Source organism: Sorangium sp. So ce327 (assembly GCF_051530205.1).
GTDB classification, from domain to species: Bacteria; Myxococcota_A; Polyangia; order Polyangiales; family Polyangiaceae; genus Sorangium; species Sorangium cellulosum_B.
Genome location: NZ_CP150330.1, coordinates 83,706 through 99,293, shown reverse-complemented (window position 1 = coordinate 99,293; position 15,588 = coordinate 83,706). Strand labels below are relative to the sequence as shown.

14 protein-coding genes are annotated in these 15,588 nt (G+C 70.8%); 10 read left to right on the top strand and 4 right to left on the bottom strand.

What is annotated here, in order from left to right; genetic code table 11:
- The first annotated feature begins 135 nt into the window (after positions 1–135).
- Positions 136–1,002: an Hsp33 family molecular chaperone HslO gene (locus tag WME95_RS00395; RefSeq protein WP_437906424.1), complete on the top strand. Its 867-nt coding sequence runs from the start codon at positions 136–138 to the stop codon at positions 1,000–1,002.
- Positions 1,003–1,043: 41 nt separating this feature from the next.
- Here the strand turns inward: WME95_RS00395 and WME95_RS00390 are convergent, their stop codons facing one another.
- Positions 1,044–1,679 (bottom strand): TetR/AcrR family transcriptional regulator, encoded by a 636-nt coding sequence (locus WME95_RS00390; RefSeq protein WP_437906423.1) that lies wholly within the window; start codon positions 1,677–1,679, stop codon positions 1,044–1,046.
- Positions 1,680–1,747: 68 nt separating this feature from the next.
- Positions 1,748–3,382 carry an FAD-dependent monooxygenase gene (locus WME95_RS00385; RefSeq protein ID WP_437906422.1) on the bottom strand — a complete coding sequence of 545 codons (1,635 nt, stop codon included), beginning with the start codon at positions 3,380–3,382 and terminating at the stop codon, positions 1,748–1,750.
- A 500-nt stretch (positions 3,383–3,882) separates the two neighbouring features.
- Between WME95_RS00385 and WME95_RS00380 the strand changes: the two genes are divergently transcribed.
- Together WME95_RS00380 and WME95_RS00375 are read left to right on the top strand one after the other, a co-directional pair.
- Positions 3,883–4,347 carry an SRPBCC family protein gene (locus tag WME95_RS00380; RefSeq protein WP_437906421.1) on the top strand — a complete coding sequence of 155 codons (465 nt, stop codon included), beginning with the start codon at positions 3,883–3,885 and terminating at the stop codon, positions 4,345–4,347.
- A gap of 39 nt (positions 4,348–4,386) precedes the next feature.
- Positions 4,387–4,593 (top strand): hypothetical protein, encoded by a 207-nt coding sequence (locus WME95_RS00375; protein ID WP_437906420.1) that lies wholly within the window; start codon positions 4,387–4,389, stop codon positions 4,591–4,593.
- Between the two features lie 209 nt (positions 4,594–4,802).
- Here the strand turns inward: WME95_RS00375 and WME95_RS00370 are convergent, their stop codons facing one another.
- Positions 4,803–5,492, bottom strand: coding sequence for a hypothetical protein (locus WME95_RS00370; RefSeq protein ID WP_437906419.1), 690 nt, complete (start codon positions 5,490–5,492; stop codon positions 4,803–4,805).
- A 34-nt stretch (positions 5,493–5,526) separates the two neighbouring features.
- On the opposite strand from WME95_RS00370, the gene WME95_RS00365 reads away from it, so the two are divergent.
- The gene (locus WME95_RS00365; protein WP_437906418.1) at positions 5,527–5,994 is read left to right on the top strand and encodes a cellulose binding domain-containing protein; all 468 of its coding nucleotides are present in this window, start codon (positions 5,527–5,529) and stop codon (positions 5,992–5,994) included.
- A 408-nt stretch (positions 5,995–6,402) separates the two neighbouring features.
- Positions 6,403–7,593, top strand: a complete 1,191-nt coding sequence (locus WME95_RS00360) for a PLP-dependent aminotransferase family protein (protein WP_437906417.1) — start codon at positions 6,403–6,405, stop codon at positions 7,591–7,593.
- A gap of 186 nt (positions 7,594–7,779) precedes the next feature.
- On the opposite strand, the gene WME95_RS00355 is transcribed toward WME95_RS00360, so the two are convergent.
- Positions 7,780–8,520, bottom strand: coding sequence for a hypothetical protein (locus WME95_RS00355; RefSeq protein ID WP_437762269.1), 741 nt, complete (start codon positions 8,518–8,520; stop codon positions 7,780–7,782).
- A gap of 250 nt (positions 8,521–8,770) precedes the next feature.
- On the opposite strand from WME95_RS00355, the gene WME95_RS00350 reads away from it, so the two are divergent.
- The 5 genes from WME95_RS00350 to WME95_RS00330 all read left to right on the top strand — a co-directional run bounded on the left by WME95_RS00350 (position 8,771) and on the right by WME95_RS00330 (position 15,424).
- The gene (locus WME95_RS00350; protein ID WP_437906416.1) at positions 8,771–9,445 is read left to right on the top strand and encodes a dienelactone hydrolase family protein; all 675 of its coding nucleotides are present in this window, start codon (positions 8,771–8,773) and stop codon (positions 9,443–9,445) included.
- A 128-nt stretch (positions 9,446–9,573) separates the two neighbouring features.
- A complete protein-coding gene (locus tag WME95_RS00345; protein ID WP_437906415.1) occupies positions 9,574–10,929 on the top strand; it encodes a cyclic nucleotide-binding domain-containing protein in 1,356 nt (451 codons plus the stop codon).
- A gap of 276 nt (positions 10,930–11,205) precedes the next feature.
- Complete coding sequence (locus tag WME95_RS00340; RefSeq protein WP_437906414.1) at positions 11,206–12,747, top strand: protein kinase domain-containing protein; 1,542 nt, start codon at positions 11,206–11,208, stop codon at positions 12,745–12,747.
- Between the two features lie 8 nt (positions 12,748–12,755).
- Positions 12,756–13,748, top strand: coding sequence for a tetratricopeptide repeat protein (locus tag WME95_RS00335; RefSeq protein ID WP_437906413.1), 993 nt, complete (start codon positions 12,756–12,758; stop codon positions 13,746–13,748).
- On the top strand, positions 13,748–15,424 hold the full coding sequence (locus tag WME95_RS00330; protein WP_437906412.1) for an SBBP repeat-containing protein: 1,677 nt from the start codon (positions 13,748–13,750) through the stop codon (positions 15,422–15,424). The genes WME95_RS00335 and WME95_RS00330 overlap by 1 nt, the downstream gene beginning before the upstream one ends.
- The last annotated feature ends 164 nt before the right edge of the window (positions 15,425–15,588 follow it).

Below are 15,588 nucleotides of genomic sequence, written 5' to 3'. Positions count from 1 at the left end.
AAGCCAACGGAATAACTGTGCTTTTATGCGAGGCGCGCCCGCCTGTGGGGCGCCTCCGCCTGCGGCGACCGATGCGCCGCGGGTTGCCATCGGCCGTCCGTGGCCTAACGATGTTTCCCCACGGGAGAGTGCATCTTGCCCCGACCTTCTGATTCCGTCGTCCGCGCCATCACGATGGATGGCGCTTTTCGCGTCATCACGGCGCTGACCACCGAGACCGTGCGGGGGGCCGTCGCGGTGCAATCTGCGACCGGCGCGACCGCGCAGCGGCTGGGAGAGCTGATCACCGGCGCCATCCTCGTGCGCGAGGCGATGGCGCCGAACCTGCGGGTCCAGGCGATCGTCAAGGGCGCGGCCGGTAACGGGAGCCTGGTGGCCGACTCGCACCCGGACGGCACGAGCCGCGGCCTCGTCAACCTGGGCAAGGGGGCCACGGCGGAGAGCGCGGTGGAGATCGGCGACGGGTCGCTGCTGCAGGTCATGCGCACGCTGCCGAGCGGCATGCTCCACCAGGGTGTCGTCGAGATCCCGACCGAGGGCGGCATCTCCGCGGGCCTGATGACGTACATGCAGGAATCGGAGCAGGTCGTCTCGATGATCGCGGTGGCGACGCTGATCGGCGAGGACGGCGTCGGCGCTTCCGGCGGCTACCTCGTGCAGCTGCTCCCGGAGGTCGAGCGCGGTCCGCTCATGGTGATGACCGAGCGGCTCAAGGACTTCGAGCGCCTCGACGACGTGCTCGCGCACGAGGGAGCCTCGGCGGACGTGCTGCTCGGGGAGCTGCTTTACGGCATGCCGTTCTCACGGCTCGAGGACTCGCCGCTCAGCTTCAGCTGTCGCTGCAGCGAGCTCCGGGTGATGGCCACGCTGGCGAGCCTGCCGCGGAGCGACATCGAGGAGATGGTCACGGACGGGAAGGTCCTCGACATCCGCTGCGATTATTGCGGCAAGGACTACCAGGTGTCGCCGTCGCAGCTCCGCTCGCTCCTGACGACGAGCTGAGCCGCCGCGCGCCCGCGCGGCCTCCACACCCACGCACGGGGTCACGCGGGCTCGCGAGGCGAGAGGCCGCGGATCACGAAGGTGATGACCCGCTCGATCTCCGCCTCGTCGTCCCACGCCGCATCGGGAGCGATGTACACGCGGTGGACGATGTACCCCACGAACGTCGAGGCGACGCAGCGGAGGACGAGGGGCGGCGGCCACCCGACGATCTGCCCTTCGCGCTGGAAGTGCTCGATCAAGGTGATCCCCTTCTCGAGGAGCGGCGCGAACACCCTGCCGGCGATGCCGAGCCGCAGCTCGGCGTCGAACGGCAGCTCCTGCGCGAGGATGCGCACCAGCTGCGGGTGCGCGCGCACGAAGGCGATGCGCTCGGCGAGGAGCGCCCGCAAGAACGCCTCGAAGGTCGGGTACGTCGCGTCGAAGAGCGGGTCCATGGACCGCGCCAGCGCGGGCCCGACGAGCCGTTCGACGGCGGGACCGATGACGCACAGGAGGAGGTCCCGCTTGCTCGGGAAGTACTTGAAGATCGTCGCCTCGGCGACCCCTGCGCGCCGCGCGATCTCCTTGGTCGCGGTCCCGTGGAAGCCCTGCTCGGCGAAGGCGGCCACCGCAGCGTCGACGATCTTCTTCTGCGCCTCGGTCAACGTGTCGTTCGGGCGCGGGCGTCGGCTCATCTGTGTCCTCTCTCCTCGACTTCTAGCAGCGCCGCGCGGCGGCTCGGGCGCGCTGCGGCCGGCGCGCGCTAGGCGGCCTCGGCCCTGCGGGTGAAGAGCCGGTCGAGCGTCTGCCTGAGCTCGCGCTCGTCGAGCGGGTCGCAGCGCACGCCGACGTAGCCGTCCGGCCGGACGAGGACGGCGGCTGCCGCCTCGGCGCCGTACGCCGCGTGGGCGCGCCCGTCCGGATCTGCGTACCCTCCGGCCTCGGGCGCGCCGATGACCAGCACCTTGAGGCCCGGCCGGCTGAGCTCCGCGGCGAGCCGCCGGACGTGCCCGTGCGCCTCGGTGTTCGCGCTGCCCTGGGGTGGACCGGTGAAGAGCAGCAGCGTGGAGTCGACGCCGCGCATCAGCTCGAACAGGTGGACCTGCTGTCCCGCCGCGCTGCGCAGCGAGGCGTCCGGCGCGCGATCTCCGGCGCGGGGCCCGCGCTCCGGCGGGTGGCCGATCTGGATGGACAGCGGGCTCTTCCGGTATCGGATCTTGAGCTGCGAGACGAACCCCAGGATCCGGCGTTGCACGGCAGCGACGCCGATGGCGCGGGTCATCAGGCGCGGCGCGACGAGGCGCAGCGCCCGGCCCATGGGACCGTGTCCGGCCATGAGCCCGAAGAGGCGGTCTGTGAAGTCGATCAGCCGGCGCGCGACGGGCAGCCGCTCCATCTCGTAGGTGTCGAGCAGCCACGCTGGCATCTTGCCCTGCTCGACGGCCGCGAGCTTCCACGCCAGGTTGTACGCGTCCTGGATTCCGGTGTTCATCCCCTGCCCGCCGGCCGGGCTGTGGATGTGCGCCGCGTCGCCGGCGAGGAACACGCGCCCCTCGCGCAGCCGCGTTGCGACGCGGTGGTGCAGCCGGTAGCGCGAGAGGACGATCGCCTTCTGTATCTTGAACGGCGTGGGGATCATCGAGCGCATCACGCCTTCGAACTCCTCGAGCGAGAGCGACGCGCCGCGCGCCGGCGACGCTTCGGGCAGGATAAGGACGATCCGGAACCGGTGGCTTCCGGGCACGGGGAAGGCCGCTGCGAGGCCCCGGCGCGAAGGGCTGATATAGATGTCGCCGTCCGGCAGCGGCCAGTCGATGACGAGATCGCCGAGCATGCAGTGATCGTCGTAGGTGTCGCCCTCGAAGGCGATGTCTGCGCCCTGGCGGACGGCGCTGCGCGCGCCGTCGCAACCGAGGAGCCACTTCGCGCGCACCACCTCGGTGTTCCCGTCGACCCTGCGGAGCGTGCATGTGACGCCGGCGCTGTCCTGGGTATAGGAGGCGAGCTCGACGCCGCGCTCGACCGTCACGCCCAGCTCCGAGAGCCGCGATCCGAGGACGCGCTCGGTGTCGAACTGCTGGATGACGAAGATGCCAGGAACGGGCGTGGAGAGCTCCGGGAAGTCGAAGATCGGCAAGCGTGCGCGCTGGCCGTTCGAGAGGAGGACGTTGAGCCCTCCGACGCGCGTGGCGTGCGCCAGCGCGGCGTCTGCGATCCCCATGCTGGTGAAGATCTCCATCGTCCGCGTCTGCACCACGAGCGCTCGCGAGTGATCCGGCGGCGGTTCCAATGCCTTGTCCACGATCCGCACGGTGAGCCGGCGCCGAGCAAGCTCTCCGGCCATCGTCAACCCCGTCGGACCTCCACCGACGACCAGCGCATCCACAGCTTCTGTCATAGACCGCCTCCGGATTGGTGAGTGAGCATTCACTCACCTTATGTGAGGATCCCAGTCGGTTGGCAAGGCATCAAGGAAAGCATGTCTCACATTGACACACACTCACACAGTCGACCGCACCCAGGTTGAGCTCGCCCAGCTGCGTCGACCGCACCCAGGTTGAGCCGCCGACCGACGTCGTCGACCGCACCCAGGTTGAGCCGCCGACCGTGAGCCGCCGACTGAGGTTGAGCCGCCGACCGACGTCGTCGACTGCACCATGGTTGAGCTCGTCCAGCTGCATCGACCGCACCCAGGTTGAGCCGACGACCGAGGTTGAGCCGACGACCGGAGACCAACGATCGCCCCTGGTTGAGCTCAGCGCGACGCCGCCACATTCAACAGGAACGGATCTCGAAGCCCACCAGCGAACTCTCCGCTCACCCGCCCCCACCCCGCCCTCGCTCGGCAGACCGCGCCTGCGTGCTCGCTCGGCGAGGTCGTCGTGCGATGGTCGCCGCATGCAAGAGGTCCACGTCAACGTCTACATCCACGCCCCGGTCGAGCGGGTTTTCGATGCGGTGGCTGACCACGAACGCTTCCTGCGCTCCGGGGACGGCACCCACACGAAGGTCATCCGGCCAGGGCTCACCGAGCACAACGGCCTCGGCGCCCTCCGCGAGGTGCGAGTCGGGAAGCGGATCCGCTACGTCGAGGAGATCACGGCCTTCGAGCGGCCGTCCTCGTTCGACTACCAGATCATCGAGAGCACGCAGCCGCTCCGGCACCAGGGCTCGCGTCTCCGCTTCACCCCGCGCGGCGAGGGCACGGAGATCGACTGGACATCGCGCTTCGACATCCCGCTGCCGCTCATCGGCAAGCCGCTCGGCTCGCTCGCCAGGCGCATGTTCATCGCGGCGTTCACCGAGCTGCTGCTCGCTGAAAAGGCGCGGCTCGAGGCCTCGCAGCCCGCGCGCGCCACGTGACCCTCTCGCGCGCTCGCCGACAGGCAGCGCCGGGTCTTCATGCCCCTTCCCCTGGACGTGAACTACGGCTGGGCGGACCGATCCTCTCGCTGGAGCGCGCCGTCCACGGAGGGCACGGGCGACCCGTTCTGCGGTTCGGTGCTCTCGTTTGGCAACGGCGAGAGACCGGCGCCGTGGTCAACGCGGTTCATGGGGGACTCCGAGTTCAACCGGCCCCACGCGCCGCCTCCGCTGGAGGATGCGTAGCGCGGCCCCGTCACTTCACATGACCGGCGCCAGCGACGCGAACGGACGCCGCTGGCGCTGTGTCCGCAAAACACATGAAACGTCGTCCAGTGCATGGCCAGCATTCATCCGCCCGATCCGAGGGCAATGCATGTAGACGAACACCCTATCATCTACGACGTCGACAGAAAGTTCCCATGGCAAGCCTCTTGCAGATACCAGGCGGTTCTCTATAAGCTGTTGACCTCAACTTCCTTCCGTTCGGCCTTCGGACTTGGTCGAGCGGTCGCAGGGGTGTTCAAGATGCGACCGATGGCAAGGTGTGCGTCGCTGCTCGGCCCGATGACCTCGGGAGCAGCTCGTATCCGGAGTTCCAGGGGAAAGGTGTCGACGAGGGCAGGAGCGCTGCCGCAGCTGGGCAGTTGTGGCAATCGTGTCAACCGATCGAGCTCCTGGCCGAAGGGAACCACCGCTCTCTGTGCCATCTCGCTCCTGACGCTCGTGGCATGTGCCCAAGGCTCCAGCCTGGACGGCGAGAACACAGGAGCCGGAGGCGGCGCCGCCGCCAGCTCGGGTGGGGCACCTTCGTCTAGCTCAGCCGGCGTTGGCTCCACCGTGTCTGCGACGAGCAGCTCGACGAGCTCTGCAACGAGCGTCTCGTCCAGCGCCGCAGGCGATGTCACGAGCGCGACGGTGAGCAGCTCGTCTGGCTCCGGTGGCGCCGATGGTGCCGGCGGCGCTGGGGGTCTGGGCGGCTCTGGTGGGGACGACGCTGCGAGCGCCTCGGCCAGCTCCTCGGCCAGCTCCTCGGCGAGCGCCTCGGCCAGCTCCTCGGCGAGCGCCTCGGCCAGCTCCTCGGCGAGCAGCTCGGCCAGCTCCACGACGAGCAGCACGACAGGCGCTGGCGGCGGCAGCGCCACGAGCTCCACCACCGCGAGCTCCACCACCGGCGGCGTGACAACACCGGCGCTCGAGCTGCAATATGCTGCGAGGGACACCACCGTCGAGTCCCAGCATCTGTCGTTCATGGTACAGGTCAAGAACACGGACGATGCGAGCATCGCGCTCAGCGATCTGACGATTCGCTACTGGTTCACGGCCGACGTCGAGAAGGTGGATCTCAAGAGCATGTGCGACTTTTCGTCGATCATCGGCGGATGCGCCAACGTCACAAGGACGTTCGGCGAGGCATCGGGCACGAAGGCCGATCACTATCTCGAGCTCGGTTTCCTCGCCGCCGCGGGTAGCGTCGCCCCGAACGTCACGTCCGGAAACGTGCAGATCCGCATCTACAACGGCGTCAATTACGACCGCATGACGCAGACCGACGACTACTCCTTCGGCACCAACACCGCCTTCATGCCTTTTGAGCGGGTCACCGTGTACCACGACGGCGTGCTCGCCTGGGGAACAGAGCCTTGACGGGCCACGAGAACGAGCTCCACGGCCTGCGGGAGCAAGCCCCACGTCGATAGCCGCCCCGGGCGAACATTCGCTGGACCTCGGCGTACGGTCAGCTCCGGAGATCGAACTCAGGACGGATCCCCCGCCGGCCAGACCAGCCCGACCTGGCTCCAGGGCCTGCCGCCCTGTGCGGACGCGCGCCCCTCCACGCCCGTCGGTGCCCTGTGGCGGCCTGACTCGCCGCGCGCGCACGCCACACCCCGCAACATGCCGTTACACGCCCTGACCCGTCCCAGGTTGCCGGGATGTAACCAATTTTCCATGGAATTCCGTCCCGTCATGAGACCCGAGCGCTTCCGCTCCATCTGGAGACGGGCAGCCCGGGCGGCACCATCCTTGAATGGCCTCGCTCGGACCCTGAACTCTATGGATGCCATCGCGCGCGCAACGCCTCCTCCCCCGTCGTCCCACACCCGGCCTGTACAGGCCCCGATCTCGCGTGATGCGCCGCGGAGCGGACCGCGGCTCGGACACGGCCTCGAGCCGTTCGACCCCCTGAAGCGGCGCGCCGCGGACACACCTGGCCTCATCAGCTTCGCGGGCGGGCTGCCCGCCCCGGGCGAGTTCCCGCGCTCGAAGCTCGCGGCCTCGTTCGTTCGCGCTCTTCAGAACCCCAGCTGCCCGGCGCTCCAGTGTAGCTGGCCCGAGGGCGACGAGGATCTCCGCGCCTGGATCGCCGGGCAGCTGCGCCGGCGCGGCGCGCAGGTGGCTTGCGACGACGTCATCGTGACCAGCGGCGCACAGCAGGCCGTGTCCCTCGCCGCGCAGCTGGTCCGCGGCTCGCGCGCCAGGATCGGCGTCGACCGCGAGAGCTCCCCCGGCGCGCTCGATCGGTTCCAGGAGATCGGCGCGACGGTCGTCGACGGCGGCAGCAACGTCGATGCCTATTATCTCATGCCCGCCGTCTCCAATCCGCGTGGACGCACGCTGTCACGCAGCGAGCGAGCCAGGGTCCTCTCGACCCTCCGGCCCATCATCGAGGACGATGCTTACGCGGATCTCTCCTTCGACGGCGCCGCCCCGCGGCCGCTCCTGGCCGAGGCGCCCGATCGCGTCTTCCACGTCGGGACGTTCTCGAAGACGCTCTGCCCCGGCCTCCGCGTCGGCTGGCTCGTGCCCCCGCGCTCGCTCCGGGCCGAGGTCCTCCAGCTGAAGCAATCCGCCGATCAGCAGGCGGCCAGCCTGCCGCAGGCCATCCTGGAAGACTACCTCCGCACGGAGGACTTCGATCAGCGGCTCGTGCGCCTGCGGGAGTTCTACGGTCGCCGCGCCGCCCGCATGGAGCGGGCGCTCCGAAAGCACCTTCCCGGCTGGCGGTTTGACCCCCCCGTCGGCGGCTTCGCGATCTGGGTCGAGCCCGACGCCGAGCCGAACGAGGCCTTCTTCCTGGCCGCCGCCATCGAGCACGGCGTCGCCTTCGACCCGGGCTCGCTGTTCCGGGCTCACGGCGCCGTGAGCCCGTTCGCCCTCCGGCTCTGCTTCTCCTCGGTGGCGTGCGACGAGGATCTGGACGAGGGCGTGCGTCGCCTCGCGCGGTGCTGGGCCGAGGTCGCGTAGCCTCTCCCGCGGGCGCCGATTCATGAAAGCGCCCTGCACGACCTCTCTCGCTCTCTCCTTCAACTCCCTCTCTCCTTCAACTCCATCTCTCCTTCACTCCCTTTCTGCCCTCTTCTCCTCCTCTCCGATCGCGACACCGCGGCGGCGGCCTGCGCGCACGCCGCCGGCCCCGCGCAGGGCGCGGCCTCACTGCGCCAGCGGGCCGCCTGGCTTGTGCGGGACGGGCGGACGGCGATCGAGCAGCTCCCGCGCCGCGGCCCGGACGACCGCGGGCACGTCCGCCGCCGCCGCGAGCCGCAGGAGCTCGGGCCGCAGGAGGAGGCGCACCATGGGCACCGCGATCTCCTGCGGCGCGCCCGGGTTCTGCACGATCGCCATGCGCACCCGCGCGCGCTGCGGCCACTCGGGGTGCTTCGCGATCTCCGTCAGGACCTCCGCGTTCGCCGGGCGGCGCGCCGCGAGGCGGACGACGTCATCCTCGGTCAAGCGCGGGTTGGCGAGCAGGTTGCGGATGACCAGCGGGTGCGGGTCCCGGAGCAAGGCGTCGAAGGCCGCGCGGGTCGGCCGCCGGGCGAGCGCGCGCCGCTCGCCGAGCGTGAGCGCGCGACCGGCGCTCGACGTGGCGAGGAGCCGCTCGTCGGGCGCCGGCGAGGCCGGCTGTGCCTCGGGCCGCCGCGCCTTGCGGCGCAGGAGGCGCGAGAGCGGCAGCAGGGCATGGGAGGACGCGAGCTCGCGGAGCTGCTCGACGCGCTCCGAGAGCGCAGGATCCACGAGGACCGGCACGACGGCGCCCAGCACGTCGCGCGCGAGGGGGTTGGCCTGCTCGGCGTCGCGGCAGAGGTCGTCGAGCGCGCGGGCGACGGAGGGGAGATCGGCGCGCAGCACCTCGCTCCGCAGGAACGCGACCCGCAGCCGGAGCTCCTTCAAGGACGAGACGGCTCGCCTCCATCGTCCCGCCAGCGCATCCACGCCGTCAATCTACATCGCCGGCGTCCCGGCGTGGAGCGCATGCCAGGCAGTTTGCGCTACGCAACGTGCGCGGGGCGGTTATCCTGCGCCGCGCCATGAGGGGACGGCGGACGCCGATCCCCGATTGCTGACGGGGACGGCGGACGCCGATCCCCGATTGCTGACGAGGACGGCGCAGCCCATCCCCGTCTCGAAAGGGAGGAGTCGCATGTCCGAAAAGGTTTCGTTCCCCGTGAAGGACGGGTCGTCGGCGACCGGCGAGATCGTCTGGCCGAAGCAGGGGGACAAGTCGCCTGCCGTCGTCCTGATCCAGGAGTGGTGGGGTGTGAACGACCACATCCGCTCGCTGCTCGACCGGCTCGCCGCCGCCGGGTTCATCGCCCTCGCGCCCGACCTCTACCACGGCAAGACCACCAAGGACCCCACCGAGGCCAACCGGCTGATGACCGAGCTCGACAAGCCGCGCGCCCTCGAGGAGATCGCCGGCGCCGCCCGCTTCCTGTCGGCGCACGAGCGGTCGACCGGCAAGGTCGGCGTCATCGGGTTCTGCATGGGCGGCGCGCTGAGCTTCGCCGCCGCCGCGACGATCCCCGAGCTCGCGGCCGTGGTGCCTTTCTACGGCGTCCCGAGCCCCGCGCCCGACACCACGCGCGTCAAGGCGCCGATCCTCGCCCACTTCGCCGCGCGCGACGGCTGGGCGACGCCGGCCGCCGCCGAGGCGATCCAGAAGGAGCTCGCCGCCCGCGGCCAATCCATGGAGCTCCACGTCTATGACGCCGACCACGCGTTCGCGAACGACACGCGCCCCGAGGTCTACGCCCCCGACGCCGCGAAGCTCGCGTGGGAGCGGAGCATCGCGTTCCTGAAGCAGCACCTCGCCTGAGCACGGCGCCTCGGTCCTTCCCGGGGTAATCCGCGCGGGGCGCCCGGTTGACGGCGCGCGGGGCGTGCGCGCCGTCAACCGGGCGCGTTCTTTGCCGCCGCGCAATGAACCCTGATATAGACGCTTACATGGCCCTCCCCCCGGTACTCCCGGGCTCGATCCAGCAGGCGGAGTCGCCGATCGACCGCGCGCTCTCGCTGGCGCTCGCGGGAGAGCGGGACGCCGCGCTGCGCTGGGCCGCCGCGCTGGTCCGGCACGACCCGACGATGCCGTCGGCGCTCTGCCTCTGCGGGCGCCTCCTCGGCGAGCTGAACCGGCACGAGGCCGCGCGCGAGGCGTGCTCCACCGCGATCGCCCGCGCGATCGACCTCGAGAACCTGCCGCTCGCCGTGGCGGCCGCGCGCGAGAGCGAGCGCTTCGGCGGCGATGCCGGGCCCGGGCTCGACCAGATCGCCGAGGCGTTCTGCCGGGACTCGCCGCGGCTCGGCGAGGGCGCGCCGCCGCCGCCCCCGCTGCCGGCCGCCGAGGCGTTCCAGCCGCTCGCCTCCGTGCTCACCGGCGCTCTCCTGCTCAACAAGGCGACGGAGATCCTCCACGACGCCACGCGCAGGCTGGCCGCCCAGGCCGATCACCCCGGGATCGCGCCCCAGCCGGTCTTCTCGTCCGTCGGGCGCGACGCGCTCCGCGCCCTGTGCGCCGCCTTCACGCCCGTCTGGGTGGCGGCGGGGACGACCGTGATCGAGCAGGGCGCCGCGCGCAGCGAGGCCTACTTCGTCGCGCGCGGGGAGCTCGAGGCGCGGCGCCGGCGCGCGGACGAGGAGATCCTCCTCGCCCGGCTCACGAACGGCGCCATGTTCGGCGAGATGGCGCTGCTCTCCCGGGCCCCGCGCACCGGGAGCGTCATCGCCACGCGGCCCTCCATCGTGCTCGAGGTGAAGCGCGACGCGATCGACGACATCGCGCAGCGCGAGCCCGAGGTGGGCCTGGAGCTCGCGGCCTACTGCCGGGACCGCATGGTGGAGAACCTCGTCCGGATGAGCGACGTGCTCCGCGTCGTGCCCGAGGCCAACAGGCCCGCGCTCGTGAAGCGGTTCCGCACGCGCACGTTCGAGAAGAACGAGCGGCTGCTCGTCCAGGATGAGCGGCCCCCCGGCCTGTTCCTCATCGCCTCCGGAGAGGTCGCCGTCGTCCGGCGCGACGCGGCGGACGACGCCCGCGTCGAGCCGCTCGTGCTCTCGACGCTCGGCCCCGGCGACGTCGCCGGCGAGATCGCGATGGTCCTCCGCCGCCCGGCGAACGCCGATGTGATCGCCGTTCACCCCACCGTGACGCTGTACCTGCCGGCCACCGAGTTCATGGGTCTGGTCGAGGATCACCCGGCCGTGCTGGCGCAACTCTACAAGCTCGCCGTCCAGCGCGACGACGAGACCACGAGCATCATGGCCGAGGAGGTCTCCGTGGCCGAGGACTTCGTGTTGATCTAGGGTACCGATCCGATCGAAAAATTGACGAAACGAACCACGGATGCGCCGAGGTTTTGTTGTTGTCGCTTCTGTGTCTCTGTGGTTCAAACTCTCTCTCGCGCGGCGTTTCAACCTGTTCGGTGCTCTAGCGACGCCCTGCGAGCACGCGGCGGGTGCACCGATTGACGCTCCGCGCCACGCCCCGTAGACTTTCAGTCTACCCGTTGTTGTTGTTGACCAGCACTGAACAACCACCAGCGTAGGGAAGGCCACGCGCGCTCCACAGGTCCTGCGACAATGACGACGAACGCGTTCGGGCTGGAGGGACAGGTGCTGGTCGGCCGTTATCGGCTGCTCCGCCCTCTCAGCTCGGGCAGCATGGGCACCGTCTGGCGCGCGGACGATCTCACGCTGGGCTCGCCGGTGGCGATCAAGATGCTCGGGCCTCTCTATGCGAAGGACGAGACGGTCCGCGCGCGCTTCTACCAGGAGGCGCAGGCGGCGGCGGCGCTCCGCAGCCCGAACGTCGTGCAGATCCTCGATCACGGCGTCGAGAACGACGTCCCCTTCATCGCGATGGAGCTCCTCGAGGGCGAGGATCTCGCGCACCGGCTCGAGCGTGTCGGCGCGCTCGAGCCAGCCGATACGGCGCGCATCTTCGCCGACGTCGCGCGCGCCGTGCGCAAGGCCCACGACGCCGGCATCGTCCACCGCGACCTCAAGCCCGACAACATCTTCCTCGCCCGCGACGACGACCGGGAGGTGGCCAAGGTCCTCGATTTCGGCGTCGCCAAGACGCGCATGTCCGGCAAAGAGGGCATCGGGACGCAGGCTGGCGTGCTGATCGGGACGCTGCCGTACATGAGCCCTGAGCAGGCGCAGGGCGCGACCGTCGATTACCGGTCGGACCTCTGGGCGCTCGGGGTGATCGCGTTCGAATGCGTGTGCGGCCGGGCTGCGATCACGGCCGAGGCGCCTGGCGCGATGATCCTCGAGATATGCAGTGATCCGCTGCCTGTCCCATCGAAGGTGGCGTCTGTGCCCGTGCCGCCGGCGTTCGATGAGTGGTTCATGCAGGCGTGCAGCCGTGACCCGAACGGGCGGTTCGCCTCGGCGACGGCGATGGTCGACGCGCTGCGCGACGCGCTCTTTCCGCCCAGCGACGCGCAGGAGGGCGGGCGGGCCTCGGCGAGCTCGATCCCCGGGGGCGCGGGCAGCACGTCGCCCTCCGTCCCGCCGCTCTCCGCTGCGCCGCTCTCCGCCGCGCCGCTCTCCGCCGCGCCGCTCTCCGGTCCGCCGATCTCCACCTCCCCGCTCTCCGTCTCGCCGGAGGGGAGCGTCGCCTCGCCGCCGGGCCTCTACGACGAGGCCGGGGCCGACTCGAGACCTCGCCGCAGGATGCCGATCCCGGCCGTCGCGCTCGGCCTCGCGGCTTCGGTCCTCGGCGGGGCGCTCTTCATCGGCTGGCGCGCGCTCGGGGACGACCCGATCCCGCACGCACCGCCGCCATCCGGCGCCGCCTCGCCGCCGGTGACGCTCGAGACACCGCCTGTCGCCGCCCCCGCGAACAATCCGCCGGCGGAAGCGAATTCGCCCAAAGGGGCGCCCGATCTCGCGCCTCCCCAGGACACGACGGCCGCGGCGACCTCGACGCCTGCGCCCCACGCCGGCTCCGCGCTGGCGGCCAGCGCTCCGGCCGCGGCCGCCTCCTCCGCCCAGACGGCGCCCGCTCGCCCGGGCAGGGCCGCGTCCTCCCCGCCGCGGCCCAGGCCCTCGTCGGCGGCCCCGCCCGCGGCCTCCAGCGCGACGCGCCCCAGGTCCGACCGCCTCGGCTTCTGAGGAGACGAATGCGCGCGCGATCGAGGGTCTCGGGCACCGCCACCATCGCGCTCACGCTCGCGCTCGCGCTCGCGACCACCGCGGGGGCGGCCGACGTCGACCCTGCCACCATGAACGCCGCCCGGGCCCTCGCCGAAGAGGGCCTCGACCTCTTCGACAAGGGCCAGTACGCGGCGGCGCTCGACAAGTTCGGGCGCGCGGACCAGCTGATCCAGGCGCCGACGATCGACCTTTATGCCGCGCGGAGCCTCGAGCAGCTCGGGCGCCTCATCGAGGCCTCCGAGCGCTACCTGCAGGTGAGCCGCACCTCGCTCGACGCCTCGGCCAGCGACGTCTTCAAAGCCGCGGTCGCCGACGCCGGGAAAGCATACGACGATCTCAAGCCCCGGATCCCGAGGCTCTCTGTGGGGGTGCGCGGCGCCCCGGAGCGCGAGGTGCAGATCACCATCGACGGCAAGCCGATGCCACCCGCGCTGGTGGGGGTCAGCCAGCCTGTCGATCCTGGCAAGCACGTCGTCGAGGCCGCGTGGGCGGGGCGCGTCGTCCGGCGGGAGGTCGCGCTGCAGGAGCGGCAGGAGGCGGCGCTCGCGCTCGAGTTCCCCGTCGGTGTCCGCCCGCCTATCGTCCTCCCCCCGCCCGCCGGCCCGGCGCCGGGCACCACGCAGCGCGTGCTCGGCTGGACCGCCGTCGGCACGGGCGCCGCGGCGCTCGTGGTCGGTGGGATCACGTTCGGCATCACGAGCGCGCGGCGCGGCGAGCTGATCGACCTCGGGTGCACCGAAGATGTCGTGTGCCCGGACACGCCGAAGACGCGGGCCAAGCTGGGCTCGTACAACGACCTGCGCCTCGTCCCTGCGCCGGCGTTCATCGTGGGCGGGGCGCTCGCCGCGGGCGGCGTCGCGCTGCTCCTCACCGCACCGTCCGCGGCGGCGAGGCCCAAGGGCGCAGCGGTCCGTCCATGGATATCGCCGTGGGGTGCCGGGATCGCGGGGGTGTTTTGATGAAACGCAACGGCTTCATGATCCTTTGCGGCGCGCTCGGCGTGGCCGGCGCGCTCGGCGGGTGCTTCGATCAAGGCGTGCTCGTGCCGGGCGCCATCAGCGGCGGCGGCGCCGCGCAAGGCGGGATGGCTGGCGTGGGCGCCGCGGGAGGCGCGGGCGGCACGGGCGGCGTGGGAGGCGCGGGCGCCGCGGGAGGCGCGGGCGGCGCAGGCGGCAACGAGCCCTGCGTGCCTTGTTATACAGGCCCCGAGTCGACAAGGGGAGTCGGCGAGTGCAAGGACGGCTGCCTGCGCGACGACTCGTGCGTCGACGAGGTGCTCCCCAAGGCCGAGGCCTGTACGACGCAGGCGAATGACGAGAACTGCGATCGTGTGGCGGAGTGCACCGGAGCTCACGACTGGAGCGCCAAGCTCGGAGGGAACGGCGACCAGATTGGGTATGACGTCGCGTTCGACAGGGAAGGGAACCTCCTGATCGCGGGTGCCTTCAGCACCAGCCTGGGTTCCGTCGGCAGCCAGGGAGCGTACGACGGCTTCGTCGTCAAGCTCGCTCCTGGCGGCGCGACGGAATGGTCGAAGGTGCTCGGGGGGAACGGCTCGGATTCTTGCAATCGCGTGGCGCTCGACAAGAACGGCGGCGTGATCGTGGCCGGGACCTTCGAAAATACAGTTAACTTCGACGGGACGTCGCTCACGAGCCAAGGCAGCTCGGACGTGTTCGTGGCGAAGCTCGACGCAATTGGCGGCCTGGACTGGATCAAGACGATCACCGGTCCGAGCGTCGATAGAGTTTACGGGCTCGCGGTGGATTCGGACGACAACATCATCGTCGCTGGCAGCTTCACCGACTGGGCCGACGTGCTGGGCGGGCAGCGGATGGGCGGGGACCACCTGACGAGCAAAGGTGGAGAGGACATCTTCGTCGCGAAGATGGACATCCTCGGCAACTTCGCCTGGAGCAAGAACTTCGGCGATACGACCGCCGAGGTCGCGAACGACGCCGCCGTCACGCCCGACGGAGGCGTGGTCCTGGTCGGCCGCATCGCGGGCAAGGTGTACTTCGGGACGACGCTCCTCACGGCTCAGGGCGACGACGCCTTCATTGCGAAGCTCGACGGGGGCGGGACGCCGCTCTGGGCCAAGATGTTTGGCGACACCATGAGCCAGGAATTCACGGCGGTCGCGGTGGACGCGGAGGGGGACATCGTCGTCGCAGGGAGCACCGGGGGAACGATCAATTTCGACGGAGCGCCGCGGAGATACGCCGGAGGAAACGACGCGGTCGTCGCCGCCTTCAACGCGGACGGCAAGCACCTCTGGAACCGTCTGTACGGGGACGACGAAGATCAGGAGGCGCTGGGGGTGGCGGTCGACCAGGCGGGCAACGTCATCGTGGTCGGAGAGTTCGAGAGCGCCATCGACTTCGGCGCCCCGAGCCCGAGGCTCCAGTCCCTCGGCGGCAACGACGCCTTCTTCGCGAAGCTCGCGCCGAACGGCGATACGGCCTGGGCCAAATCGTTCGGCGACGCGGCGGAGCAGCGCGCCCGGGCCGTCGCCGTGGATGCGCTGGGAGCCATCGCGCTGACGGGCAGCTTCAGCGGCAGGATCGATCTCGGGGGGGACCCCATGATGAGCTCCGGGGGCCCGGACGCCTTCGTCGCCAAACTGCAGCCCTGACGGCCACCTCGTCACGAAGCGCTCTCATCCTCGGATCCCGCGGAGCCGCGGCCGTGGCCGGTCTACGGCCGCAAGTAGCCGGAATCGTTGACTCAATTGGAGCGATTCCGGTCGCTGCCCTGAGGCGGCGCTCCCTCCCCGCCGGCAGCACCGGTGTTGCCGGC

Coding starts and splice junctions, on each gene's coding strand:
- WME95_RS00390 (WP_437906423.1), bottom strand. CDS start 1,679: ATGAGCCGACGCCCGCGCCCGAACGACACGTTGACCGAGGCGCAGAAG.
- WME95_RS00350 (WP_437906416.1), top strand. CDS start 8,771: ATGTCCGAAAAGGTTTCGTTCCCCGTGAAGGACGGGTCGTCGGCGACC.
- WME95_RS00360 (WP_437906417.1), top strand. CDS start 6,403: ATGGATGCCATCGCGCGCGCAACGCCTCCTCCCCCGTCGTCCCACACC.
- WME95_RS00345 (WP_437906415.1), top strand. CDS start 9,574: ATGGCCCTCCCCCCGGTACTCCCGGGCTCGATCCAGCAGGCGGAGTCG.
- WME95_RS00380 (WP_437906421.1), top strand. CDS start 3,883: ATGCAAGAGGTCCACGTCAACGTCTACATCCACGCCCCGGTCGAGCGG.
- WME95_RS00340 (WP_437906414.1), top strand. CDS start 11,206: ATGACGACGAACGCGTTCGGGCTGGAGGGACAGGTGCTGGTCGGCCGT.
- WME95_RS00335 (WP_437906413.1), top strand. CDS start 12,756: ATGCGCGCGCGATCGAGGGTCTCGGGCACCGCCACCATCGCGCTCACG.
- WME95_RS00385 (WP_437906422.1), bottom strand. CDS start 3,382: ATGACAGAAGCTGTGGATGCGCTGGTCGTCGGTGGAGGTCCGACGGGG.
- WME95_RS00330 (WP_437906412.1), top strand. CDS start 13,748: ATGAAACGCAACGGCTTCATGATCCTTTGCGGCGCGCTCGGCGTGGCC.
- WME95_RS00375 (WP_437906420.1), top strand. CDS start 4,387: ATGCCCCTTCCCCTGGACGTGAACTACGGCTGGGCGGACCGATCCTCT.